This window comes from Streptomyces sp. NPDC001401 (assembly GCF_042895385.1).
Classification (GTDB): domain Bacteria; phylum Actinomycetota; class Actinomycetes; order Streptomycetales; family Streptomycetaceae; genus Streptomyces.
The window spans coordinates 40,668-65,821 of record NZ_JBIAWI010000008.1; the positions used below are offsets into that span (position 1 = coordinate 40,668).

General features: G+C 68.8%; 20 protein-coding genes and 1 pseudogene. 13 read left to right on the top strand and 8 right to left on the bottom strand.

The annotated features are described in order from the left end of the window. Positions 1 to 177 precede the first annotated feature (177 nt). Both ACFY10_RS25735 and ACFY10_RS25740 read left to right on the top strand, forming a co-directional pair. The gene (locus ACFY10_RS25735) at positions 178 to 1,695 is read left to right on the top strand and encodes an alpha-N-arabinofuranosidase (protein WP_390667567.1); all 1,518 of its coding nucleotides are present in this window, start codon (positions 178 to 180) and stop codon (positions 1,693 to 1,695) included. Between the two features lie 53 nt (positions 1,696 to 1,748). Continuing rightward, positions 1,749 to 2,831 carry a LacI family DNA-binding transcriptional regulator gene (locus ACFY10_RS25740; protein WP_390667568.1) on the top strand — a complete coding sequence of 361 codons (1,083 nt, stop codon included), beginning with the start codon at positions 1,749 to 1,751 and terminating at the stop codon, positions 2,829 to 2,831. Between the two features lie 7 nt (positions 2,832 to 2,838). Here the strand turns inward: ACFY10_RS25740 and leuD are convergent, their stop codons facing one another. Genes leuD through ACFY10_RS25760 form a run of 4 tightly spaced genes read right to left on the bottom strand, consistent with a single transcriptional unit; the run spans position 2,839 to position 7,039 of the window. Then, a complete protein-coding gene (gene leuD / locus ACFY10_RS25745; RefSeq protein ID WP_390667569.1) occupies positions 2,839 to 3,435 on the bottom strand; it encodes a 3-isopropylmalate dehydratase small subunit in 597 nt (198 codons plus the stop codon). An 11-nt stretch (positions 3,436 to 3,446) separates the two neighbouring features. Continuing rightward, positions 3,447 to 4,838 carry a 3-isopropylmalate dehydratase large subunit gene (gene leuC, locus ACFY10_RS25750; protein WP_390667570.1) on the bottom strand — a complete coding sequence of 464 codons (1,392 nt, stop codon included), beginning with the start codon at positions 4,836 to 4,838 and terminating at the stop codon, positions 3,447 to 3,449. 39 nt (positions 4,839 to 4,877) lie between these two features. Then, positions 4,878 to 6,353, bottom strand: a complete 1,476-nt coding sequence (locus ACFY10_RS25755; protein ID WP_390667571.1) for a class I adenylate-forming enzyme family protein — start codon at positions 6,351 to 6,353, stop codon at positions 4,878 to 4,880. After that, positions 6,353 to 7,039 (bottom strand): class I SAM-dependent methyltransferase, encoded by a 687-nt coding sequence (locus ACFY10_RS25760; RefSeq protein ID WP_390667572.1) that lies wholly within the window; start codon positions 7,037 to 7,039, stop codon positions 6,353 to 6,355. The genes ACFY10_RS25755 and ACFY10_RS25760 overlap by 1 nt, the downstream gene beginning before the upstream one ends. A 219-nt stretch (positions 7,040 to 7,258) precedes the next feature. Here ACFY10_RS25760 and leuA point away from each other — a divergent pair, with 219 nt between their 5' ends. The 6 genes from leuA (at position 7,259) to ACFY10_RS25790 (ending at position 14,557) form a co-directional block, all read left to right on the top strand. After that, positions 7,259 to 8,983: a 2-isopropylmalate synthase gene (leuA, locus tag ACFY10_RS25765; protein ID WP_390667573.1), complete on the top strand. Its 1,725-nt coding sequence runs from the start codon at positions 7,259 to 7,261 to the stop codon at positions 8,981 to 8,983. 93 nt (positions 8,984 to 9,076) lie between these two features. Beyond that, the gene (locus ACFY10_RS25770) at positions 9,077 to 10,129 is read left to right on the top strand and encodes an iron-containing redox enzyme family protein (RefSeq protein ID WP_390667574.1); all 1,053 of its coding nucleotides are present in this window, start codon (positions 9,077 to 9,079) and stop codon (positions 10,127 to 10,129) included. A 38-nt stretch (positions 10,130 to 10,167) separates the two neighbouring features. After that, complete coding sequence (locus tag ACFY10_RS25775; protein WP_390667575.1) at positions 10,168 to 10,854, top strand: 2OG-Fe dioxygenase family protein; 687 nt, start codon at positions 10,168 to 10,170, stop codon at positions 10,852 to 10,854. After that, positions 10,851 to 11,732, top strand: coding sequence for a diaminopimelate epimerase (dapF, locus tag ACFY10_RS25780; protein WP_390667576.1), 882 nt, complete (start codon positions 10,851 to 10,853; stop codon positions 11,730 to 11,732). Before ACFY10_RS25775 ends, dapF begins: the two co-directional genes overlap by 4 nt. Beyond that, positions 11,729 to 13,855 (top strand): molybdopterin-dependent oxidoreductase, encoded by a 2,127-nt coding sequence (locus ACFY10_RS25785; protein ID WP_390667577.1) that lies wholly within the window; start codon positions 11,729 to 11,731, stop codon positions 13,853 to 13,855. Before dapF ends, ACFY10_RS25785 begins: the two co-directional genes overlap by 4 nt. A gap of 3 nt (positions 13,856 to 13,858) precedes the next feature. Then, positions 13,859 to 14,557 carry a M24 family metallopeptidase gene (locus ACFY10_RS25790; protein WP_390667578.1) on the top strand — a complete coding sequence of 233 codons (699 nt, stop codon included), beginning with the start codon at positions 13,859 to 13,861 and terminating at the stop codon, positions 14,555 to 14,557. Positions 14,558 to 14,663: 106 nt separating this feature from the next. On the opposite strand, the gene ACFY10_RS25795 is transcribed toward ACFY10_RS25790, so the two are convergent. The 3 genes from ACFY10_RS25795 to ACFY10_RS25805 form a co-directional block, all read right to left on the bottom strand. Then, the gene (locus ACFY10_RS25795; RefSeq protein WP_390667579.1) at positions 14,664 to 15,545 is read right to left on the bottom strand and encodes a LysR family transcriptional regulator; all 882 of its coding nucleotides are present in this window, start codon (positions 15,543 to 15,545) and stop codon (positions 14,664 to 14,666) included. Between the two features lie 101 nt (positions 15,546 to 15,646). Next, positions 15,647 to 15,982, bottom strand: a complete 336-nt coding sequence (locus tag ACFY10_RS25800; protein WP_390667877.1) for a LuxR C-terminal-related transcriptional regulator — start codon at positions 15,980 to 15,982, stop codon at positions 15,647 to 15,649. Between the two features lie 361 nt (positions 15,983 to 16,343). Beyond that, a complete protein-coding gene (locus ACFY10_RS25805; RefSeq protein ID WP_390667580.1) occupies positions 16,344 to 17,219 on the bottom strand; it encodes a helix-turn-helix transcriptional regulator in 876 nt (291 codons plus the stop codon). A 438-nt stretch (positions 17,220 to 17,657) separates the two neighbouring features. Here ACFY10_RS25805 and ACFY10_RS25810 point away from each other — a divergent pair, with 438 nt between their 5' ends. Together ACFY10_RS25810 and ACFY10_RS25815 are read left to right on the top strand one after the other, a co-directional pair. After that, on the top strand, positions 17,658 to 18,467 hold the full coding sequence (locus tag ACFY10_RS25810) for an alpha/beta fold hydrolase (RefSeq protein WP_390667581.1): 810 nt from the start codon (positions 17,658 to 17,660) through the stop codon (positions 18,465 to 18,467). Continuing rightward, complete coding sequence (locus tag ACFY10_RS25815; protein ID WP_390667582.1) at positions 18,464 to 19,873, top strand: DHA2 family efflux MFS transporter permease subunit; 1,410 nt, start codon at positions 18,464 to 18,466, stop codon at positions 19,871 to 19,873. Before ACFY10_RS25810 ends, ACFY10_RS25815 begins: the two co-directional genes overlap by 4 nt. Positions 19,874 to 19,969: 96 nt before the next feature. Here the strand turns inward: ACFY10_RS25815 and ACFY10_RS25820 are convergent, their stop codons facing one another. Beyond that, positions 19,970 to 21,241 carry an acetyl-CoA carboxylase biotin carboxylase subunit family protein gene (locus tag ACFY10_RS25820; RefSeq protein ID WP_390667583.1) on the bottom strand — a complete coding sequence of 424 codons (1,272 nt, stop codon included), beginning with the start codon at positions 21,239 to 21,241 and terminating at the stop codon, positions 19,970 to 19,972. A 211-nt stretch (positions 21,242 to 21,452) separates the two neighbouring features. Here ACFY10_RS25820 and ACFY10_RS25825 point away from each other — a divergent pair, with 211 nt between their 5' ends. The 3 genes and pseudogenes from ACFY10_RS25825 to ACFY10_RS25835 all read left to right on the top strand — a co-directional run. Further along, entirely contained in the window at positions 21,453 to 22,622 is a 1,170-nt protein-coding gene (locus ACFY10_RS25825) for an AMP-binding protein (RefSeq protein ID WP_390667584.1), read from the top strand. Positions 22,623 to 23,159: 537 nt separating this feature from the next. Next, complete coding sequence (locus ACFY10_RS25830; RefSeq protein ID WP_390667585.1) at positions 23,160 to 24,224, top strand: fatty acid desaturase family protein; 1,065 nt, start codon at positions 23,160 to 23,162, stop codon at positions 24,222 to 24,224. Between the two features lie 592 nt (positions 24,225 to 24,816). Beyond that, positions 24,817 to 25,039 (top strand): annotated as a pseudogene (locus ACFY10_RS25835) (PRC-barrel domain containing protein); the annotation flags it as partial. Positions 25,040 to 25,154: the final 115 nt, after the last annotated feature.

The following is a 25,154-nucleotide window of genomic DNA, read 5'->3' on the forward strand; positions in this document are numbered from 1 at the left end:
ACAGCGGTTGATGTATCCCCACCTTTCCACGGGTGATCCGTTCCGGATGTGGAAACGAGGTGGAAACGTCGGCAGCAGGCCGGGTCTTGACGTCCTCGCCTCCGGGCGCGAATGTTTATCGATAAAACCTCGACGCATCCCGCGCCCCGCACGCCACCACATCCCCCGGAGAACTCCGTGCCCGACGCCACCGCGATCATCAACCTCGACCTCGAGGGCCCGAGGATCAGCCGTCATCTCTACGGTCACTTCGCCGAGCACCTCGGCCGCTGCATCTACGGCGGCTTCTGGGTCGGGGAGGACTCGTCGATACCCAACGAAGGAGGCATCCGGCTCGACGTCGTGGAGGCGCTGCGCGCGCTGAACATCCCCAACCTGCGCTGGCCGGGCGGCTGTTTCGCCGACGAGTACCACTGGAAGGACGGCATCGGACCTCGGGACCAGCGGCCCCGCATGGTCAACACGCACTGGGGCGACGTCGAGGAGAACAACCACTTCGGCACCCACGAGTTCATGGCCCTGTGCGAACTCCTCGGCGCCGAGCCGTACATCAGCGGCAATGTCGGCTCCGGCACCGTCCAGGAGATGAGCGAGTGGGTCGAGTACCTGACCCGCGACGGCGACAGCCCCATGGTGCGGCAGCGCAGGGCGAACGGCCGCAACGAGCCCTGGCGGGTGAAGTTCTGGGGCATCGGCAACGAGACCTGGGGCTGCGGCGGCAACATGCGCGCCGAGTACTCCGCCGACCTGGCCAGGCAGTACGCCACGTACTGCCGCGACCACGGCGACAACAAGCTCTACCGCATCGCCTCGGGTGCCTCCGACGACGACTACAAGTGGACCGAGACGCTGATGCAGCAGATCAGCTGCTTCGGCTGCGAGGCCACCCCGAAGACCTTCTTCCAGGGCCTGTCCGTGCACTACTACACGCTGGCCGGGCCCTGGGAGGCCAAGGGCAGCGCCACCGACTTCGACACCGACGACTACTACCGCACGATGGTCGCGGCCCGGCGCGTCGACCGCATCCTGACCGGTCACGCCACGGTCATGGACGTCTACGACCCCGGACGCAGGGTCGGCCTGGTCCTCGACGAGTGGGGCACCTGGTGGGACGTCGAGCCCGGCACCAACCCGGGGTTCCTGTTCCAGCAGAACTCCCTGCGCGACGCACTCGTGGCGAGCACCCACTTCGACGTCTTCCACAAGCACGCGGCCCGTCTGCACATGGCCAACATCGCGCAGACCGTCAACGTCCTGCAGGCGATGCTCCTCACCGACGGCGACGCGCTCGTCCTGACCCCGACGTACCACGTCTTCGAGATGAACAAGGGCCACCAGGACGCCGCCTCGCTCGCCGTCCACCTGCGCGGCGACGACATCCGGCGCACGGTCGGGGACACGGAGCTGGAGACCCTGTCCGCCTCCGCCAGCGTCAAGGACGGGGCAGTGCTGATCTCGCTGTCCAACCTGGACGCCGAGGAGCCCGCCGAGGTGACGCTCGACCTGCGCGGCCGCTCCGTCGGCGAGCCGACCGCGCGCATCCTGACGGCCGAGCGGCTCCAGGACCACAACACGCCCGGCACACCGGAGGCGGTCGGCCCGCGTCCCTTCGACGCCCTGAAGGCCACGGACCGGGGGCTCTCCCTGACCCTGCCGCCCCACTCGTTCGTGACGGTCCGGGCACCGCTCGCCTGACCGCCGCCGGCTGCTGAGAGACCACGGACGACGACCACAGACCTGGAGTGAACGTGACAACGGTGCAGGACGTGGCGAAGGCCGCCGGGGTCTCGGCGATGACCGTCTCGAACGTGATCAACGACCGCCCCAACGTGAGTGAGGCGACCCGGGAGAAGGTCCTCGCGGCGATGGCCCGGCTCGACTACCGCGTCAACGTGGCCGCCCGCAATCTGCGCAAGGGACGTACCGGCACCATCGGCCTCGCGGTCCCCGAGGTGAACAGCCCGTACTACGGCCGCCTGGCGACCGCCATCATCACCGCGGCCGAGCGATACGGCCTCCGGGTGAGCATCGAGCAGACCGGCGCCTCGCGCGAGAACGAGCTGGACGTGCTGTCCATGTCGCGCAACCGGCTCTACGACGGACTCATCCTCAGCACGGTGGGCATGGGATCGGCCGACGTCGAACTGCTCAAGGTGGACTACCCGGTGGTCATCCTCGGCGAGCGGATCTTCGGCGGTCCCGTGGACCATGTCGCCATGCCCAATGTCGAGGCTTCGCAGGCCGCCACCCGCCATCTGATCGAGCGCGGTTGCCGGCGTATCGCGATGGTGTGCGGGCGCGTACGGGACGAGGTCGACGTCTCCAGCCTCCGCTTCACGGGCTATCGGCAGGCACTGCTCGGCGCGGGCCTGCCCGTGGACCCCGACCTCGTGCAGAGCGTGGACGCCTTCACACGGCGCGCCGGTGCGGAGTGCGCCCGCCGGATGGTGGCGAGCGGACTCGACTTCGACGGTGTCTTCTGCGTGACCGACACCGTGGCGATGGGGGTGCTCCGCGGCCTGGCCGACACCGGGACACCGGTGCCGGACCGGGTCAAGGTGATCGGCTTCGACAACGTCGAGGAGAGCGAGTTCCTCGTCCCCTCACTGTCCACCATCGATCCGGACCACGACGCCATGGCACAGCGCGCGGTCGACCTGCTCGCCGGACGGATCGAGCGGAACGGGTCTCGAACCGAACGGGAAGGGACCGGACAGGAACGGATCGGACAGGAAGGGACCGGACAGGAAGAGTTCGTCAGCTCCTACTCGGTGGTCGTCCGGGAGTCCACGGACCTCCGCTCCTCTCAGCAGGGTGCGGGAGGAGGCTGAGGCCGCCTCAGGCGGAAACGTCCAACCAGGGGGCGCGAGCCCGCTCGTACGCCGTGATCCGGTCGGCGGCGCGCAACGTCACCTCCAGCTGGGTCAGCCCGGAGACGAGCCTGTCGTGGGCGTCGTCGTCGAGCCTGAACGGCGCGGCCCTGACCCCCGCGGCCTCGCAGGTGACCGTTCGCTCGGCCACGTCGACGCCGATCTCGGCGGTGGCGTCGGCGGTGGTGGCGGCCATCAGGGCGGTGACCACGGCCGGCTCGCACCATACGGGGACCAGCCCGGCGTTCGGCATGTTGTTGCGGAAGATGTCCGCGAAGCCCGGCGCGATCACCGCCCGGAAACCCCACTCGTGCAGCGCCCACGGCGCGTGCTCACGCGACGAACCGCAGCCGAAGTTCGGGCCGCTGACCAGGATCGCCGCCCCGGCACGCTCGGGCCGGTTGAGGACGAACTCCGGGTCGCGGCGCCACTGTTCGAAGAGGCCGTCGGCGTAACCGGTGCGGGTGGTGTTCTTCAGCCATGCGGCGGGGATGATCTGGTCGGTGTCGACATTGGGCCGGTCCAGGGGCACCCCACGGCCGGTGACATGGATGAGCGGTTCCATACGGCGTCTCCCTACAGGTCGGCCGGCGTGGCGAAACGCCCGGCAACGGCGGTGGCGGCGGCCGTGGCGGGGGACACGAGATGCGTCCGGGCCCCGGCGCCCTGCCGGCCTTCGAAGTTGCGGTTGGAGGTCGACGCACAGCGCTCACCCGGCGCGACGGTGTCGCCGTTGATGCCGACACACATCGAGCAGCCCGGCATGCGCCATTCGAAGCCGGCCGCGGTGAAGACCCGGTCCAGCCCTTCCTGTTCGGCCAGCTGACGTACGAGCATCGAGCCGGGGACGACCAGGCCGCGTACGCCGTCGGCCACGCGCCGCCCGCGCAGTACGTCGGCCGCGGCGCGCAGATCCTCGATCCGGCTGTTGGTGCAGGATCCGATGAAGACCACATCGATGCCGACCTCGCGCATCGGGGTGCCGGGACGCAGGTCCATGTAGGTGAGGGCGCGCTCGGCGGCGGCCCGCTCGCCGGGATCGGCGCTGTCGGCGGGGTCGGGGACCACGCCGTCGACCGGAACGCTCTGCCCGGGGTTCGTGCCCCAGGTCACCCGCGGCGCCAAAGACCCCGCGTCGAAGACCAGTTCGCGGCCGAAGACCGCGTCCGGGTCGCTGCACAACGTCCGCCATTCGGCGACGGCTTGGTCCCACAGCTCACCGCGCGGGGCCCGAGGACGGCCCTTCAGGTACGCGAACGTGGTCTCGTCGGGAGCGACCAGACCACTGCGCGCGCCCATCTCGACAGCCATGTTGCACAGCGTCATCCGCCCTTCCATGGACAGCGCGCGTACGGCGGGGCCCCGGAACTCGATGAGCGTGCCCGTGCCCGCGTCCGTGCCGCCGGCCGCGAGGATGCCGAGCGCGAGGTCCTTGGCGGTGGCTCCGGGCGGGAGTTCGCCGGTGACCGTGACGGCCATGGATTCCGGCCGACGGGCCCGCAGGGTCTGCGTGGCGAGGACGTGCTCGATCTCGCTGGTGCCGATGCCGAACGCGATGGCGCCGAACGCGCCGTGGGTGGCGGTGTGGCTGTCGCCGCAGACGATGGTCGTGCCGGGCCGGGTGAGCCCCATCTGGGGGCCGATCACATGCACGATGCCCTGCCCCGGGGTGCCCACCGGGTGCAGTTCGATGTCGTTGTCGCGGCAGTTGTCGGCGAGCACCTGCAACTGCTTGGCGGCGCCCGCGTCCGACGGCAGCTCGCGTCCGTCGGTCGGGACGTCGTGGTCGGAGGTGGCGACCGCGAGGGCGGGGCGGCGTACCGCGCGGCCGGCCTCGCGCAGCCCGGCGAACGCCTGGGGCGAACTGACCTCGTGCAGCAGATGCAGGTCGATGTAGATGAGGTCCGATGCCCCGGGCTCCACGACGTGCAGGTCCCAGATCTTGTCTACCAGGGTCTTCCGGGTCATGACTCGCCCTTTCGGAGCAGGTCGCCGACGGCGGGTGCGTCAGGAGGAACTCGAGGAGGTGATGTGGCGGCGGCGGAGCAGCGCGCGGTCGGCCTTGCCGACGACCGTGCGCGGGATCCGGTCGAACGCCAGGACGGCACCGGTCAGCCCGTGCGCGGCGAGGAGCTTGTCGACAGCGGCGACGGCGTCGTCGTCGGAGGTCCCCGGAGCCGCGCGCAACACCACGAGCACGCGGTTGCTCAAGGTGTCCGTGTCGGCGGCGAGGCTGACGGACTCGGCGACCGGGCATTGCCGGGCGATGAGTTCGTCGAGCAGGGGAGCGGCCAGGGGACCGTCCGTGGCCAGCACCAGGTCGGTGACGCGCCCGAGCAGGCGGAAGCTGCCGTCGGCCAGGCGCTGGGCGACGTCGCCGGTCCAGAAGTCGGGGCCGCGGAAGGTGGCCGCGTTCGCCTCGGCGTCGTCCAGGTAGCCGTTGCTGGTGCAGTCGGAGGTAAGTACCAGATGGCCGAGGTCGTCCCGGTCGTACCCGGCAAGTGGCTCCAGACGGGCGCGAACGCCCGCGACCTCGTGCATACCGCCGACGGTCTGCACCTCGTCCGCCATGTTGCCCAGGGCGAGGCCGAACTCCGTCGAGCCGTAGATGTGGCGGATGCGGATGCCGAGCACCTCGGCAGCGCCGGCGATGAGGGCCGGGCTCGCGTAGGCGCCGCCGCACATCGGGCGGCGCAGCCGGGACAGATCGGTGCCGGGCCGCTGCCCGGCGGCCGCGATCAGGTCCTCGTAGTGATTGGGCAGCATGCTGGTGTACGTGGCCCCGGTCGCGGCCAGCTGCGACAGCAGCGTCGCGGGTTCCGCGCCCGGGTCGGCGAGGATCAGGCGGGCCCCGGCGAGCAGCGCCGCGAAGGCGTGCAGGTCGGTCGCGTGCGCCACGTCAAGGGTGTGCCTGCAGAAGAACGCGTCGTGCTCGGTCGCTTCGATGTGGGCGATCCAGCGCCGGCGCTCGCGCACGAAAGGCTCCTGGCGCCAGGTGACGAGCTTGGGCGCCTTCGTCGAGCCGGAGGTCCACAGCATCCGGAAGGTCCCCGGCGCGAACGCCCGTCCCTCCGGCGCCGCGCCGGCCGCGCCGCCGGCGGTCCCCAGCTCGGCGAGCTCCACGCGGGGCAGGGTGACGCCTGCGCGATGGTGATTGTCGGGACCGACCCAGAGCACGGGCTGCGTCATCCGCAGGGCACGGGCCACGGCGGCGGCGTCGAAGTCGGCGAGCAGCGGGACATAGGCGGCACCGGCCGCGCAGAGTCCGAGCAGGAAGGCGATGTAGGAGGCGTCGTTGGCCAGGCCCGAGCAGACGACCACGCGGCCCTCGGTGACGCCGCGGGCGCGCAGGCCGACCGCGATCCGGTCGGCCTGCACGAGCAGTTCGGCGTACGAGGTGCGCTCGCCGGCCGTGGTCTCGACCGCGATCGCGTCCGGTCGGCGTCGCGCGATTTCGCGAATTGCTTTGTAGAGCGCTGTCATTAAGAGACCCAGCCCGCATAGGTGGCGAAGCGGAAGTCCTTGGCGAGGCAGTCGACGCTGCGGAATCCGGCGTCGCGCAGCCACTGCAATTGTGTTTCCAGGTCGATGCAGACGTCGAATTTCATCCGCTCGCGACCGGCCGCCCATTCGTGCGCCGGCGCCTGCTCCCGGACCACGTGCAGTTCGTGCTGACTGTCGTAGAGGGATTCCAGGTGGGGCAGCGGGCCCTGCACCTGTTCGACATTGACAAAGACGCCGCCGGGGAGCAGCGCATCGCGAATGCGCCGGAACAGGTCGCGCTTGTCGGTGTGGCTCAGGTGGTGGATCGCGAGACCGGAGACGACCGCGTCGAACTGCCCTTCCGGCAGCGGGTCGGTCAGGTCGCCGGTCTGCACCGTGACCCCTTCCTGGCTGGCGAAACGGCTGCGGGCCTGCGTCAGCATCAGTTCCGAGCGGTCGACAAGTACGACGTTCGCCTTGGGGAGTTCGCGCAGGATCGCCGCGCTCAGCAGACCGGTGCCGGCGCCGAGATCGAGTACCCGTGGCGCGTCCGGTACGGTCGCCGCGACGGTACGCACCGCGGCCTCGTAGATCAGGTCGAACGACGGGATCAGCTGACGACGCAGCGCGTCGAACGTTGTCGGGTCCCAGAGGTCGTTTCCCTTGATCTCAAACGCTTGCGCCACGTCTTCTCTCCGTTCGTCATCATGCCGCTGATGCGGAATCGTGGTGAGTATTACGGCGCCAAAGAAGTGGCGTCAACGCCGTTGCCGTAAAGCGCAATGGGGCGTTGCGGTAAAGCGCAATGGCGCTTCCTTTCCTCCGACTTCGCTTCTGCGCAGTTTTCTGGATGGCCGCTGCATCGCTGGCTAGCATGCTTTGCAATTTATGCGCGAGGAGTGTCCATGACGAACGAATTCGCGGCCCGTCCGGTCTGGAATGAGCAGCGCCCGAGCCCCATGCCGGCTCACCGCTACCGCTCGTACGCCGAGGAGGTCGAACCAGTTCTGCTGCCGGACCGGACCTGGCCGGACCGGACGATCACCCGTGCCCCGCTGTGGTGCTCGGTCGATCTGCGCGACGGCAACCAGGCCCTCGCCGTGCCGATGGACCCGGCCCGCAAGCACCGCTTCTTCCAACTGCTCGTGCGGATGGGCTACAAGGAGATCGAGGTCGGCTTCCCCGCGGCCAGCGAAACGGATCTCACGTTCATCCGGGAGATCATCGAGACCGACGCCATCCCGGACGACGTCCGCATCCAGGTCCTTTCGCCCTGCCGGCCCGAGCTCATCGACCGCACGGTCGAGGCCGTCGCCGGGGCGCGCAAGGTGACCCTGCACATCTACAACCCGACCTCCGAGCTGCAGCGACGGGTGGTCTTCCGCCAGGAGCGGGCGCAGATTCGCGAGCTCGCCGTCGCGTCGGCCCGCCGTCTCGCCGCGGGCGCCGAGTCGCTGACCGGTGCCGACGTGCGCCTGCAGTATTCGCCGGAGTCGTTCACCGGCACCGAGCCGGGCTTCGCGGCCGAGGTCTGCAACGCGGTCCTCGACGTCTGGCAGCCCACCCCGCAGCGCCCGGCCACGATTTGCCTGCCGGCCACGGTGGAGATGACCACCCCGAACACCTACGCCGACTCCATCGAGTGGATGAGCCGCAATCTGGAGCGGCGCGACTCGGTCCTTCTCTCGCTGCACCCGCACAACGACCGAGGCACTGCCGTCGCCGCCGCAGAACTCGGCCTCGCCGCCGGCGCGGACCGCATCGAGGGCTGTCTGTTCGGCAACGGTGAACGCACCGGCAACGTCTGCCTCGTCACGCTGGGCATGAACCTGTTCAGCCGCGGCGTCGACCCCGAGATCGACTTCTCCGACCTGGGCGAGGTCCGCCGGGTCGTGGAGGAATGCACGGCACTGCCGGTGCACGAACGCCACCCGTGGGGCGGCGAGCTCGTCTTCACCGCCTTCTCCGGCGGCCACCAGGACGCCATCAGCAAGGGGATCTCGGCACTCGCCGACGTGGCCCAGTCGAGCGGCTACGACCTGCGCGACGAGCACTGGCAAGTGCCCTACCTGCCGATCGACCCCGGCGATGTCGGCCGCGAGTACGAACCGGTCGTCCGGGTCAACTCGCAGTCCGGCAAGGGCGGCGTGGCGTTCGTGCTCAATGACTCCTACGGTCTGCACCTGCCCCAGCAACTCCGCGCGGACTTCGCCGTCCTGGTGCAGCAGGTCACGGACCGCGAAGGCGGCGAACTGAGCCCACAACAACTGCGTGAGCTTTTCGACACCGCGTACGCACCCGTCCCCGGCGCGCTGCGGCTCCTCGACCACACGCCGTCCTCAGTGACGGTCAGTCTTGACGGCATCGACAAGGAAATACCCCTGACCGGAACCGCGCCGTTACCCGCATTCGCCGACGCACTCACCCAACTCGGCCTGAAACTCACCATCACCGCGGCCACGGCACACGAACTGCCCGACGGCCGGGCAATTGCCTATCTGAACAGCGGTGGAACCTGGTCCGTCGGAACCGGCGAAGACACCACCACGGCGGAACTCGCCGCCGCCGTCGGCATCATCAACCGGACGCACCACACGGTGAAAGAATCTATTTATGAGGGCGATAAATAACTGAACTTGGACCGTGCGCAGCACCTCTGGGTAGGCTGACATAAAACGCAGCTGAAATCGTATTCGGCGTTTCGCTGAAGGGAAAAGCACGACATGCCTGATCCGCAGCAGAACGATTTCCCGCTCCTGGCCGATTTCACGGCGGCGCTCGCCTCGGTGACCTTCGGGAAATGGCAGGAGCTCGTCGACGACTACGCCCACCGCGCCGAGCTGGCCGGGGAGTGCCGACGCCTTGCGGACCTGGCCTTCCACGGCCGCGACGCCGCGGCGCGCGCACACCTGCACGACGTACTCGCGGTCGTCTACGCCCACGAGTTCAGCCAGTCCGCGGCGCACAACCCCGACCAGGACCCCCAGCCGGTCCTGCGGGACGTCACGAGCATCCTCGAGAACGCCATGCTGGACAATGAATTCCAGCAGGTGCCCGAGGAGCTGCTGAGCGGCTATCCCAGCGGCGAGAAGGAGTATGTGCGCTGGCTCAAGGCCCTCATCCAGGACCACCCGGCGAGCGCCCACCCGATGTACTCCGAGCACCTGACGAACTCGGCGACCATCGAGGACATACGCTTTCTGCTGGCCCAGGAGACCTCCCTGGATCCTCGCTTCGACGACATCCTCGCTGTCATGCAGTTAGGCGCGACCGGCGCCGAGAAGATGGAGATTGCGGCCAACTACTGGGACGAGATGGGCAACGGCGATTTCGCCGACGTCCATACGACGCTCTTCTCCCAGTGCCTCACCTCGATCGGCGTCGACCAGGGCTATGTCGAATCGAATCTGCTGCCCATAGCGAAGGAATGCGGCAATATATCGGCCGGCCTCGCGCTCAGCCGCCGGCACTACCTGCGCGCCATCGGCTACTACGGCGTCACCGAATTCCTCGCCCCCCGGCGTTTCCGCCAGTTGGTCACCGCATGGGACCGCCTCGGGCTCCCGGCGGAGGGCAAGATCTACCACGACATCCACATCGGCATCGACGCCCAGCATGCGGCCGGTTGGTACAAGAACGTCATCGGGCCCGTCGTCGAGCGCGATCCCGCCGCCGGCCGCGAGATCGCGCTCGGCACCTTCGTGCGGCTCAACACCTCTGCGCACTACCTCGACCAGGTCCTCGACGTGTGTCTGAAGCAGCCCCAGCCCGCCTGAACCACCGTTGCCCCGCCTCCCCCCGAAAGGCATCGACCGTGACTCTCAACGCGCAGCACTTCCAGGTCTTCGACCTCCCCGAGACGGGTGAGGACATTCTGAAGAGCTTCGAGGACCTCGCCTTCGACGAGTACATCGGCAACGGCAACCGCTGGCGCCGCTTCTCCCAGTACCGGCTCGAACACCGCGACGGCGCCTGGGATTTCGAGCGGCTCCCGCACCGCCCGTACGTCACCTATTCCAAGTTCAACCCGATAGCGGGCGGCATCCGCCGGCACTACCAGCCGATCCAGATCGACCTGGTCGAGCACATCCGGGAGGCCTGCGCCCAGATCCCGTTGCCCGAGGACGACATCTGGCAGATCAACGTCCACCAGTACCGGGTCATCGCCAACAAGGAGCTGCAGGGCGTCGTCGTCCCCGAGGGCGTGCACCAGGACGGCCATGAGTTCGTGGTGATCTCCGTCTACAACCGTGTCGGCATCACCGGCGCCGAGCTGACCCTGCGAAGCGGCGACGACAAGGAAAAGCCCATCTACACCGCGACCCTGCCGGCGGGGCAGGCCATCGCCTTCGACGACCGTGCGCTGTGGCACTACGTCACCGACATCGTGCCGATCGAGGAGGAGGGCCACCGCGACATCACGGTGGTGTCGTTCTCGCGCTGGAGCGAGCGCTGGTACGGCGATGCCTTCGAGGAGGACGCCATCGGTGAGGGCCGGTGACGACCACCCTCACGAAGTACCACACCCTCGGCAACGACTACCTCGTTGCCGACCCGGAGCTCGGCGCGCCCGCGCCGGGCGCCGCGGCCACCCGGGCCCTGTGCGACCGGCGCACCGGAGTCGGGGCGGACGGGGTGCTGTACGGCCCTCTCCCCGCCGCGGGTCCGGTGGCCGACCCGCAGGACACGTTCGACGTACGGGTCTTCAACTCCGACGGCTCCGAGTGCGCGCGCAACGCGAACGGCCTGCGTATCTTCGCCCGATACCTGCGCGAGCACGGCCGTACGCACCGCGACGAGATCACGCTGCGGACACCCGGCGGAGACGTGAGAGTGCGGCTCGGCAGCTCGGTCACCGCCGCCAGCACCATCGACCTGGGCCCGTGGACCCACCACAGCCCCGCACTGGCCGGCGGTGCGGAACTGATCGGCGTACCCCTCGAAATCGAGCCGGGCACAACGGTGAACGCGACGGCGGTGCACAACGGCGTGCCGCATCTGGTCGCCCTGGTCGACGACGCGACCGCCGAGCTGGCCGCCCGGATCGGCCCGGCGATCGTCGGGTACGCCGGCTTCGCGGAGCGGCCCAACGCCGAACTGCTCACCGTCGAGGACCGGCGCACCCTGCGGATCCAGATCTGGGAGCGGGGTGTCGGCTACGCTCCGGCCTCCGGCAGCGGTGCCTGCGCCGCCGCCTGCGCCGCCCACCGGCTGGGGCTCACCGATTCCTCGGTGACCGTGGTCATGCCCGGCGGCACCGTGGCCGTGGAGATCACGAAGGACGAGCGGGTGCTGCTCTCCGGACCCAGCTCCTGCGTCGGCCGGGTGACCCTGGCCGACGAGTTCGTGCCGTACCTGCGCGCGGAGCGGCCGCAGTGAACCGGGACACCCGAGACCCGGCGCAGGCGGCGCCGGGCGCTTCAGCGCCGGCCGGACGTGCCCTGAAGATCCTTCCCGGCGGCTGCCCGCTGGACTGCCCGGACGCGTGCTCCTGGCAGGTCGAGGTCGAGGACGGCGTCGCCGTGCGGCTGCGCGGAACCCCGGATCATCCGTACACCCGCGGAACCCTGTGCGTGAAGGTGAACCAGTATCTGGAGCACACGCAGGCCCCCGACCGTCTGCTGCACCCCCTGCGCCGGACCGGGCGCAAGGGCGAGGGCCGGTTCGAGCGGATCGGCTGGGACGAGGCGCTCGGCGAGATCGCCGACCGCCTCACGGAGGTGATCGACCGGTACGGCGGACAGGCCGTCTGGCCCTACCAGGGAACAGGGAACCTGGGCTATCTGCAGGGCCTGCAGGGGCGCGCCGGCAGCCGGCTGTGGAACACCCTGGGCGCCTCCCGCCACGACATGACGATCTGCTCCGTCGCGGGCCTGGTGGGCACCGGTTACACGCTCGGCACCAGCCGGGGCATCGACCCGGAGGATCTGCGCCACGCCCGGCTCATCCTGTTGTGGGGCTGCAACACGCTCACCACGAGCCATCACCTCTGGAAGGTGCTGTCGCAGGCGCAGCGGTCCGGGGCGTACGTCGTGGCCATCGATCCGGTCCTGACCAAGACGGCCCGGCTCGCCGACGAGCATGTGCCGCTCAACCCCGGCACGGACGCCGCGTTCGCCCTCGGGCTGCTCAACGTGGTGATATCGCTCGGCGCCGAGGACCGTGCGTACCTGGCGGAACACACGGTGGGCTGGCCCGAGTTCCGCGCACGCATCGAGCAGTTCACGCCCGAACGCACGGCGGAGATCTGCGGACTGCCGGTGGAGACGGTCGAGCGACTCGGGCGGCGCCTGGCCGTCACCCGGCCCACCGGGATGAAGGCGGCGCAGGGGATCCAGCGGCACGCCGGGGGTGGCATGGCGCTGCGTACGCTGGCGGCGCTGCCCGGGGTGACAGGGGACTGGAAGCTCCCGGGCGGCGGTCTGGCCTACTCGACGGACGGCTACTTCGGCGGCGACCGCGAAGCCCTCTTCCGTGACGACCTGCTGCCCGGGCCGGTACGAAGCCTCTCGATGACCCGCCTCGGCGAGACGCTCACCACGGTCGACGATCCGCCGGTCAAGGCGTTGTTCGTCTACGGGGCCAACCCGGCCACGGCGGTCGGCGGCCAGGGCCAGGTGCGCGCGGGCCTGCTGCGCGAGGACCTGTTCACCGTGGTCATGGAGCATTTCCGCACCGACACGGTGGACTACGCCGACATCGTGCTGCCGGCCACGATGCAGACCGAGCACACCGATCTGCTCGACGGGTACGGGCACATGTACATCACCTGGAACGAACCCGCGGTCGCCGCGCCCGGCGAATGCCTGTCGACCACGGAAACGTTCCGCCGGCTCGCGGCGCGGCTCGGCCTGACGGATCCGAGCCTCTTCGACTCCGACGAAGACCTGGCCCGGGAGCTGCTGTCCGGTGGTCACCCGTCGTTGGACGGCATCGACCTGGACCGGCTGCGCCGGGAGGGCTATGTCCGGCTCAACTACCCCAGTCCCTTCGTCCCGTTCGCGGACGGCTTTCCCACGCCGTCGGGGAAGCTGGAGTTCGTGTCCGCATCGGCGGCCGCCGACGGGTACGACCCGCTGACCGGATACACGCCGCCCAAGGAGGCCGCGGATCCGGAGCTGGCACGCCGGCTGCCGCTGGTGCTCATCTCGTCGGCCTCGCACTTCTTCCTCAACACGACGTTCGCGAACAAGGAATCACTGGTGCGCCGGGCCGGGGCACCCTTCGTGGAGCTGCATCCCGACGACGCGGCGGCCCGGGGGCTGGTCGAGGGGGAGCAGGTGCGGATCTTCAACGACCGGGGCGCCTTCACCGCGCAGCTTCAGGTGAGCGACTCGGTGCGGCCGGGGGTGGCCCGCACCACCAAGGGCTGGTGGGCGAAGCTCACCGGGAACCGGGCGGGGGTCAACGCCACCGTGGCCGAGCGGGACTCGGACATGGGCGGCGGCGCCGTCTACCACGACAACCGCGTCGAGGTGTCCGCGACCGAGCAGCGAGGGTGAGGGATGGACGACAACAACGAGGCAAGGCGCGCGGAGCTTCTCCTGGAAGCACAGGACAAGGCGGAGAAACTCTTCGAGGAGATCGGGCACCGGCAGCTGATCGCCGCCGGAAAGGGCGAGCGGGAACTCAGCGATCAGATCCGGGACTTGGCGCACGAGATGTTCGGCATCGAACGCTTCTGGCACAAGCGCATCGTGCGCGCGGGCCCGAACACCCTGCACCCCTACCGCGTGAACCCCCCGGACCGGCTGATCGCCGAGGACGACATCGTGTTCTGCGACTTCGGGCCGCTCCTCGAACAGTGGGAAGCCGATTTCGGCCGGACGTACGTGCTCGGTGACGACCCGGTGAAGCATCGTCTCCGCGACGACCTGCCGGTCGTCTTCGACGCCGGCCGCCGCTACTTCCACGACCGTCCGGACATCACCGGCGCCCAGCTGTTCGCCGAGATCCAACGGCTGGCAGGCGAGGCGGGCTGGGAGATCGGCGCCACCCACGCCGGACACCTGGTGGGCGAGTTCCCGCACGAGCGCATCAACGGCGACGACCTCGAGTACTACATCACCACCGGCAGCGACGAGCCGATGCGCCGCCCGGACCGTGCCGGGCGGCTCTGCCACTGGATTCTGGAGATCCACCTCGTCGACCGGTCCCGCGGGTTCGGCGGCTTCCACGAGCAGTTGCTCGACCTCGGCCGATGACGCCGTCGAGCGTGAGCGGGCACGGAGACAGCAACGTGACTGGCGAGCCCGTACGGCCGCCGCGACGTCCGCGGCGGCCGATGACCCGAGCGCTACGGTGAGCCGGTCAGGCCGCGCTTCGGGGCACCCGTGCGGGCTCGTCGACCAACGGGAACTGGCGAAGCGCCGCCCGGGCGACGGAGAACGCGGCCTCGACCACATCGGCCGGTGTGCCCGGCGCATAGACGAAGGAGACCGGCACGGGTCCGGGATGAAACGGCAACATGCCTCCGGGGACGGGCGTCAGATTCCACTTCTCGCCGCTGTTGGCGAGCAGGCCGATGACGCCGAGCCCTGCCCGGGTGGCCGCTCGCAGCCCAGCCAGGTCGGGGCCTTCGTAGGCTACGTGCCAGGGAACTCCCTGGCTGTCGAGGGCGCTGACGATGTGGGTGCGCGTATTGCACGGCTCGGCGGGCAGCACCATCGGAAGGGAACGGCCGGCGGCCAGGCCTGCCGCGTCGTGTGCGTACCAGGCCAGCTGCAGCGAGCCGAGCGAGCGGCTCCGTTCACCGAGGGAGCGGCCGATGACGACGGCGACGTCGGTCTCCTGCTCGGCCGTCCGCGCGGCAATGTGCACACTGGCGCCGATCCGCGCGGTCAGCGTGACCCGGGGCAGAGCGCGAGTGAGGCCGACGAGCAGGTCCTGGAGGACGTCCTCCAACTGCTCCGAGACGCCTATGGTGAGCCGGAGGGAATTCCTCGGTGCAGTCAGCCGGGCCATTGCCTCGTCATTGACGGTGAGGATTTTGCGAGCATAGAAAAGCAGCTCCTCACCGGCGTCGCTGAGTTCGAGCCGGCCCCTGGTCCTGACGAAGACGGGGCCATGCAGAACCGCCTCGAGCCGGCGAATATGATAGCTTACTGCGGGCTGAGTCAGTGCGAGCGCATCCGCTGCCCGCCGGAAACTCCCCGTTTCCACGATTGTGTTCAGCGTTCGCAGCTGATTCATGTCGAGATTACGAGACGTGATTATTCGTTCTGGACTCATAGGTCTTCACTTTCGCAGTCGCCGAGCCGCCTCGAACATCCCCCGTAATTTGAATCAAACGCTCATCGAGCGTGTCCGCGGTAACGACCGTGGTCATGTGGGCTGTTCGTCATGGCAGGCTGGCGCGGCGCCGGGCACGTGGTGCAGACACGGGTGCGGGCGCCGACGGCGATACCGAGCTGGAAGCGGTTGTTGATGCCTAACTCGTCCATCATGGAACGGAGCATGTAGGTCACGGTGCGACGGCTGACACCGAGCTGCCGGGCCGCGCTGGCATCGGTATGACCGGTGGCCAGTAAGGCGATCAGCCTTTCATGGCGGTTCTCGAGCGTCTCTCTCGGACTGTGCGGAGGTGCGGTGAGGGCGCGCTGACGTATTTGCTCACAATTTTGGCACATTACTCGAACCAATCTGAGATTGTCATGCTGGTCGAATGATGAAGAGCACCCGGCCCTGCCGATCGGGGCAGGACAGCGGGACGATCGCGCATGCTTGAACGGGACTGGTGCCGGTCGGTGCGGGCGCCGGCACTGCTGAATACGTCGCCTGCGGCGAAATGCCTCAGCGAACGAGGAAATCGATCTCCTCGAAAGAGGACAACGATGTCAAGTGAAATCTTGGTTCGCGGCAGAACAACTGCCGTGGCTGGAATCCTGCACAAGCGCGACCGGGAGAACACATTCCACCGTTCCCCTCCATTCCCGGCCGGTCGAGGTGCCACGCAAAACGCTACGTTCGATCGGCGGACTCAGCCACGCACTATCGATGTGTGGACACGGCATCGTCCGGCACGTATGAAAGGCCGGCCAACCGCTGTTGGGTGAGGGTGCCCGGAACCGGGTGAAGCGAGACCATACGCTGCCGCGACCGCGTACTCGTCATCACCGCGTAGTCGAAGTCCAGGCGTCCGATGCGGTCGTCCAGCACGCTCATGATCGGAGGGGGGACCCTGGAGACCCGGTGCTCGTCCCACATCCGCGAGAATTCCGCGCTCACCCCGCGCAGATCGGCCACCAGTGCCGCCGAGTCCGGGTCGTAGCCGCGCTCGGCCAGGACGACGCGCAGGTACGCGACGTAATTGCGGCCGATGGCCTCCTGGTGCTCCGCCGAGTTCAGTACGGTCCGTCGCCAACGGCCCGAGCAGAACCAGCGCCACAACATGTTCCCCTCCCGGCCGGGCAGACCGGCGATCTGGCCGAACAGCGTTGTGTGCAACTCGTTCTGTGCCGCGACGGTGGTGAGGTCGTCCATGACGAAGGCAGGGGACGCCGCGGCCACCGCCCGCATGACGGAGAGCAGTTCGGGATCGACGACGCCGTCCGGTTTCGCCCCCGCGGGCTCGGTGCGACCGGCCAGCAGGTACAGGTAGGCGCGCCCGTCCGGGGCCAGTCGTAACGCGCCGGCCAGCCCGGCGAGGATGGCGGCCGACGGCTGTGGGCCACGGCCCTGCTCCAGCCGTTCGTAGTAGGTCGTCGACATGTTCGCCAGGCGCGCCACCTCGTCCCGGCGCAGTCCCGGTGTCCGGCGCCGTTGACCGGTCCGCAGCCCGACCACCTCTGGTGACAGCGCATCACGTCGCCGGCGCAGGAAGTCGGCCAGCGCCTCCCGCGTGGTCGACTCGGTGTTCTCCCCCATCGGCTACACCGCCCCGCGCAGGTCACGAGGCCCCCACCCCGGTGACGCATTGGTGTTCATGTTCATAGTCTTGAGGATGACTTCCAGGCCTCGGGAGGTTCCGATGCCAGGGGCCTGGCGGTGGGGCGCAACGGCCACATTGACTCCTTTGCGGTAGCCGAGCTTCGTCGTGATCTTGGGTGCTCGGTCTGTGTGCCGCAAGGGCGAGTCGGTGCCGTTGGCTGGTCCCGGTCGGTGTGATGCGGCCCTTCGGGCCGCCCGGCCTGCCACCCGGAATCCCCCGACATGCGTTTATAAAATCTATTTATCGGCGCTTCGAAATGTGCGATTGCGCGGCGGTCGAACATAAGAAAGTTTGATCAACGCCCGGACCATAGTTTTGTGGGCTGGCCGTATATTTTGATCATTGCACCCGGGGGATCGATAGGAGTTCTCACCATGCTCGAAGTGATTCATCATGTCCGGCGCCCCGGTGTCGGGCCGACCGTGTTGTTCGTCCCGGGCCTGGGAATGACCTCGCGCTGTTTCGCGGACATGGCGCCCGGCCTCGGCCCGGACTACGACGTCATCACCGTGGATTTACGCGGGCACGGGGACAGCCCGGAACCGCCGCTCGGCTGGACCCTCGAGGACGCCGCCACCGATCTGGCGCAGGTCGTCGAGCAGCTCGACCTGCACGACGTCACGCTCGTCGGGTGGTCGCTCGGCGCGACCGTCACCTACAACTACCTCGACCGATACGGAACCGACCGGGTCTCCCGGCTGGTCTCCGTGGAGATGTCGCCGCACCTGCTGCGGGAGGAGGGCTGGGAGCACGCGGCATTCGGTGGTCTGGACGCGGTCGGCGCGCTGCAGGCGACCCAGCAGCAGTGGACCGACCCGGACACCTACCTCACCGCCCTGATCGAGAACTGCTTCGCTTCCGGGAGCGAACCCGAACCCGCCGCACTGCGGCCGCTGTTGGCGGAATCGCTGAAGACGTCGCGGCTGGCGCTGCTGGCCCTGTGGAGCGGGGTCCTCACCCAGGACTGGCGCGAGCGGATCGGTGCGCTGACGCTGCCGACCCTGCTGCTGCACGGGGCGAAAAGCCGGATCTTTCCCACTGAGGTCGGCAAGTGGCTGCTGGGTGCGCTCCCCGATGCCCGGCTGGAGATGTTCCCGGAGAGCGGCCACGCTCCCTTCCTCGAGGAACCGGACCGGTTCGTCCGCGTGCTCCGCGACTTCGTGGACGGGACGGCGGGCGCGTGAGCCGGCTGCGCGGCAACCCCTGGGCGACGCTGGTGGTGTTGTCCCTGGGCTACTTCATGACCTTGCTGGACTCGACGATCGTCACCATCGCGATCCCCAGCATCATCGACTCGATGCACGCCACGCTGCCCCAGGTGCTGTGGGCGTTGAACAGCTACATCATCGCCATCACCGTGCTGTTGATCACCGCGGGCCGATTGGGCGACCGGTACGGCCCGCGGCAGATATTCGTCGTGGGCGTCCTGCTCTTCACCGTCGCAAGCCTGCTGTGCGGGCTGGCGACGGTACCCGGCGTCCTGGTGGGTGCACGCGTGCTGCAGGGTGCCGGCGCCGCCTTGCTCATGCCGCAGAGCCTGGCCCTGATCGTGGCCTCCTTCCCGCGCGAGCGGCGCGGCACCGCACTGGGGGTGTGGGGCGCGATCGGCGGGGTGGCCTCGGTGCTCGGCCCCTCGCTCGGCGGCCTGTTGATCAACATGGCCGGCTGGCGGTGGATCTTCCTCATCAACCTGCCGATCGGCGTGCTCGTCGTGGTGGCGGGCCTGACCGTCGTCCCGGATCTGCGGACGGGCCGGCAGCACTCCTTGGACCCGCTCGGCGTCGGTATCGCCTCGGTGGCCCTTGCCTGCTTCGCCTACGCCGTGACCAACGGCGCGGATCACCACTGGGGCCCCCTCGTGTGGGCACTGCTGGCGGCAGCCGCGCTCTTCGGCACCGGTTTCACCGTCCACCAGCGCAATCGCCAGGACAGTGATCCGCTGGTGCCCTTCGCCCTCTTACGGATCCGCAGTTACACCGTGACGCTCGGGATCGCCGCGGCGATCACCGGTGCCACCTTCGCCATCACGGTGTTGGCCGCGCTGTACTTCCAGTCCGTACTCGGCCTGAGCGCCTTCCGGGCAGGGGTGATCCTGGCGCCGGCGTCGGCGATGTCCATGCTGATCGCCCTCGTCGCCGGCCGGCTGGCCGACCGGATCGAGGGCCGGTACATCCTGCTGACCGGGATGGTCGTACAGGGGACCGGCATCCTGTGGACCGCGCTGCTGATGACGGGCTCGGTGCACTGGACGGCCTTCCTGGTCCCGATGGCGGTCATCGGCATGGGCAACGGCTGCTCGATCGCGCCGAGGACGACGGTCGCCATGCGCGACGTCCCCCAGGAATTGACGGGTGCGGCCTCCGGGATCCTGGAAACGATGCGACAGCTGGGCGCGATGGTCTTCACCGCGGGCGTCGTGGCGCTGGTGGAGGGTCTGCAGTCGGTGACCGGCGGCAGCGGCGCGGCGATGCGCGCCGCCACGGTGCTGCCGATCGCGGCGCTGGCTCTCGGCGCCGTCGCCTGCCTGGCACTGCCGCGCGAGGAGGCGGCTGAGCCCGTCGTGCCTGCCCAGGCAGTACCGTCGGACTGACGGCGACAGACCTGAGGAGTGCGGCTTCCCCGGCGGCGAACGGGACTCCGGACAAGTCCCGTCGTCCCGGGGCAGCCGCACTCCTGTCTCATTCGGTCAGGCCGGCCGGCTTCCGGAACCGCTCTGTCCGGGCGTGTTGTGGAGCAGGAAGTCGATGTTCTCGTGGACGGAAGCGTGATCGTCGGCCGCGAACAGGGCATGGCCTGCTCGCCAGTACCGGATGCGCAGGCCTTCGTACGCGAAGACCTTCGGAGCCCGGCGGCGGTCGAGGTCGATCGAGACGACGGCCTCGGGGTGCGGGAAGGCATACGACGGCCAGGTGAAGGGAGCATCGGTCGGGCCGTTGAAGAAGCCCACGCCGTAGTGGGCCCCGGTCGGCCGAGGCCGGCCCGGGGAGCGGCCGTTGAGCATCGCGTCGAAGTACGCCTCGTACGGACGTATCTCGTACGCCGATTCGAGCAGCTCGACAACGCGGTCGCCGGGGTAGCGGGTGTGGATCTCGACGAGCTCGATCCGGTCGTCGAGCAGCTTGATCTCAGCATGCATCGGCGAGGTGACGAAGCCCAGCGCCGACACGACGGCCTGGAGGTACTCCTCGACCTGCGCGGCCCGCTCCTGCGTGTGCCTGCTGGGCACCATGTGGCCGACTTCCTCGAAGTGCGGCATACCGGTGTTGACCTTGTCGGTCAGGGAGAACAGCGTGAGCCGGCCGTCAACGACGAGCCCCTCGGCGCTGATCTCGGGGCCCGGCACGTACTCCTCGACGATGACCTCGTGCGTACGGTGGTCCCCGGCCAGGTGGGCCACCCGGGTGTCACGGTCCTCGAGATTGCTCTCGGCCAGGTCGTACGGCTCGAAGACGCGCGGCAGTTCGGAATGGTCGGCGACGAATGTCACGCCGTGGCTGCCGCTGAACGATCGCGGCTTGACCACCACCGGCGGCTCCAGGCCGCCGAGCAGGTCCTCGGGGGAGAGCAGCGAACTCCGGTGGAAACCAACCTTGGTGAGCCCGTGCTCGTGCAGCACCTCGCGGGTCTCCGCCTTGTCCAGGACGCGGGCCTCGACGGCGGACGGCGTGCCGGGGATGCCGAGTTGCTCGCGCACGGCCGCCGCCAGCTCCATGCAGAACTCGGTGATGGCAAGGACGGTGGCCGGCTCGGTGTCGCGCACGCAGTCGGCGATGAGCAACGGGTCGAGTGCCTTGACGGTCCGGGTGTCCACGGCGGTCTGGTCGCCGATCTGCGCGAGGGACTCGGGCGTGTCGACGACGAGGAGCGAGGCGCCGAGTGTGGCCGCGTCACGGATGGCGTCGTCCAGTTCATGGACGCTCCACGGGACTCCCACGAGCACGACGGTCTTGGTATTCATCCCGCTATTTTCCATACACAACGGCGCGTCGACAATGCCGGATACTCGCAGGAATTGTTATCGGCCGATTAAAAATCATTATTGGACCATTCCGTCGCAGGTTGCATAGGGTTTATTCGACCCAGTGCCACACGGCGTGTGAATTATCCGAGCGAATCGACAGCATATTTCGCACGTGCCAGTGTCCCTTCATCGATCTGCCAGGAGAATCATGATCGGAACCATCGCCCCGGACATCCTGCTCGCTCACGCCCGGATGATCGCCTCGTCCGGCGGGAAGGCAGTCCCCGACGGGGCGAAAGAGCTTTCCGACCTGGAGATCTGCGGTGCTGCCGAGATAACGGCGATGACCAGGGCGGCGGCCGAACGTGACGGCAGCGTGCTCGTCTCCAGCGGCGGCACCACGGGCACCCCGAAGCTGACCTACCTGCCCCACCACATGGCCTTCGACCGGCTCCTGCCGGTCTGGCGCCCGCTGGGCATCGGCGACGTCGTGCTCAACCTCTACGACGCGGGCCGTATGTGGGGCACCCACTATTTCGTCCAGAAACTCGCCGAGCGCACCGAATCCACGGTGATTCCCTCGGGACCGATGACGGCCGAGGAGCTCGAACTCCGGCTTCCGATGCTCCGCGAGGTCGGCGTCAGCGCTCTGGCCAGCGTTCCGTCCGTTCTCGCCGACTTCGCCGAGACCGTGCTCAAGACTGGCGTGAAGCCGCCGGTCAAGACCATCATCTGGATGGGCGAGGCATGGACGGAGTCCAAGCGGGAGCTGGTTCGACGTGCCTTTCCCGATGTGCAGTTGTGGGGCATCTACGGCTCGGTCGAGACCTGGGCGAATGGGTACAACCGGCCGGAGTGCGACGAGACGACGCTCCATCTGCTCGCGGACGAGATCTTCGAACTGGACGACGCGGGTGCCCTGCTGACCCGGGCCGGCGAAGGATGGACCGTGCCCGTCGTTCGCTATCGCCTCGGTGACCGCATCGCGGCAGCGGAGTGCCGCTGCGGACGCGGCGACGCTTTCCGGGTCCTGGGACGTGCCGACGACGGCTTCGGCCTTCTCGGCAACTACGTCAATATCGCGGACATCGTCGACCGCGCCCGGCAGTGCCCGGACGTCGTGGACGCCCAGCTCGTGTTGGTCCGCGACACCGACGCGGCCGACTCGGCGCGTTCGATGACGGTCGAATACACCGGGACGGCTGCCCCGGAAGCCGTCCGGAGCTGGCTGACCGGGGGCCACGTGCGCCTCGGCACCGTCGACAGCCAGCACCCCGAGGCGATCTCCGCCCGCCGCGTCGACCGGTTGCGCCGCATCGCGAGGACGAACAAGACGCCGGCCGCGGTCTGGCAAGACGCACTGGGAAGCGGTTCGTGACGGTGGTGACCGTCACTCACGACCGTCCCGAACTGTTCGCTGCCCGCTCGACGACGACAACACGACCGGCTGGTCGAACCCGGTGTTCCCAGGGCCTTTCCGCCGCCTGAGCCGGAAAGGCCCCCACAAACGCCGAAAGACACGAACGCGCAGGTCATGTTGATGCGAGCCGATGCCGTCGGGTTTCTGACAGCGGAAGGAGATGGCCGCAGGGGCCCTGTCCGCATACCTGGGAGCGGAGCTAGGCTGGCTGACGAGGCCCGAGCCCCCGGCAGCAGCTCAGTTGCTCTGCTCCAGGGAGGCGCGCGGTGTACGCAGGTCTCGACATCAGCGATGTGATACGCCCCGGCAGGGCGTAGGGGCGTCGGGCGCACCGTGACCCGACCCATCTGTCGGCCGGTCGGCGGCCTGTGCTGAGCGCCACCACGCGTCCGCCGACGGCATCTCGTGGCGCTTTGCGGACCGTTTCCCCCTGGAGGTCGCGTACGCAGCCTGCGTACCGGCGAACTTCACGCACAGCCACGCAAGGAGTCCCCTGTGACTGCGACCGCTCCCGAGCTCCAAGAGGCCACCCTCGGCGATGAGTTCGGCAAGGAACTCGACCGTGTGCGCTCCGAGATCATCGCCGCGCGAGGCGCCGACGACGCGCGCTACATCCGTACCGTGATCGCCACGCAGCGCGGCCTGGAAGCGGGAGGCCGGATCGCCCTCGCCGTCTCGCTGTTCCCGCCCGCCTGGGCGGCGGGCACCGCCCTGCTCTCCCTCGCCAAGATCCTGGAGAACATGGAGCTGGGTCACAACATCCTGCACGGCCAGTGGGACTGGATGGGCGACCCGGCGATCCACTCCACGACCTGGGAGTGGGATCACCTCACGCCCGCCGAGGCCTGGAAGCACACCCACAATCATCTGCACCACACCTGGACCAACGTCGTGGACCGCGACCGCGACCTCGGGTACGTCGTCTTCCGGATGAGCGCCGACCAGGCCTGGCATCCGCGCCATCTCGCCCAGCCGTTCTACAATTTCGTGCTCGCGCCCCTCTTCGAATGGGGCATCGCGCTGTACGACCTGGAACCGGATGCCGTCGTCGCCGGCCGCAAGACGTGGCGTTCCTTCCTGAACGACGTGAGTGGGTTTCTCGCCAAGGCGACCCGCCAGCTCGCCAAGGACTACGTGATCTTCCCGCTGCTGGCCGGGCCCTCCGCGTTGCCGTGTCTGCTCGGGAACCTCACCGCCAACACGGTGCGCAACCTCTGGACCCACACCGTCATCTTCTGCGGCCATTTCCCCGGCGACGTCCAGACGTTCACCGAGGAGCACATCGAGGGCGAGACCCGCGGTGAGTGGTACCTGCGTCAGGTTCAGGGCTCCGCCAACATCGAGGGCGGCCTGCTCTTTCACGTCCTCAGCGGCAACCTCGGCCACCAGATCGAGCACCATGCCTTCCCGGATCTGCCCAGCAACCGCTACGCCGAGATCGCCCCGCAGATGCGTGAACTCTGCAAGAAGCACGACATCCCGTACGTCACCGGCCCGTTGTGGCGGCAGTACGGCTCCACCTGGGGACGCATCCTGCGTTTCGCCGTACCGACCGGCTGAACTGCCGGACGGACTGGGGCGTTCGCCTTCGCGTCGGTGTCCTGGTCCTGCCGGCGTGCGCGCAGGACGCGGCGCCGTTCTGTGAGGGTGTCGGTGAACCGGGTGGCGACATTGGCGAGGACGGCGTCGGCCTCCTCCACCGCCTGGCGCGGGTTGTCGGCGAAGGTGGTCAGGGCCTGTTGGAGGCGCAGGGTGATCTTGTCCCGTTCGCCCTGCGAGACCAGGTCCTGGCCCGGCCCGGCCCCCGATCGGAGCCGCCGGCGCTGGTGCCGGGCTCAGGTGGCGCGAGGTGGCTGCGGGGCGCGCTGCATCGCTGGATCCGGGCCCTCGGCTGGGGTTGCCGTGCGTGTTCGGCGTCGTGCGACATCAGGTGCTGCTTCCCTTCACGGTGCGTGGCCCTGGTCGTCGGGGGACGGCCGGTGAGGCCGGTCCGGGTCGGCCGGCTGCACGGTGACCAGTGCTGTGTGCATGCTGCGGTAGCCCTGGACGTAGTGGGCGTGGTGGACGGACAGGGCGGCGATCTGGTCCTCGAACCGCTCGCCGTCGGGGAAGCCGCGGTCCCTGGCCAGGCGTGCCGGCAGCGCATCCGCCCGGACTGCCCACCCGGCACCGCCTGGTCTTCGTCCCCCCTTGAGGGCGCGATCGCCGGGCCCGGCCATCTCAAGGCCGGCTATGTCAGAACGCTGGTGAAGCAGGCCCCTTCGATCGGCACCGACGACGTGCTTCCCGCCGAACAGGAGGAAGCGATCTTCAGGCACTACGGACTGCCCTACCAGCCCGGCACGGCCGGCGAGCGGCAACTGGCGCGCCGCTGACCACCTACGGACGGGACGACTGTGTTCGCCGCGGCCGGGATCTGCGGTGGCAGCCGTCCGCTCACACAGACACCGGTGGGGCCGTGGCTCCTGGTCCGCCGTCGTGATCGGGCTG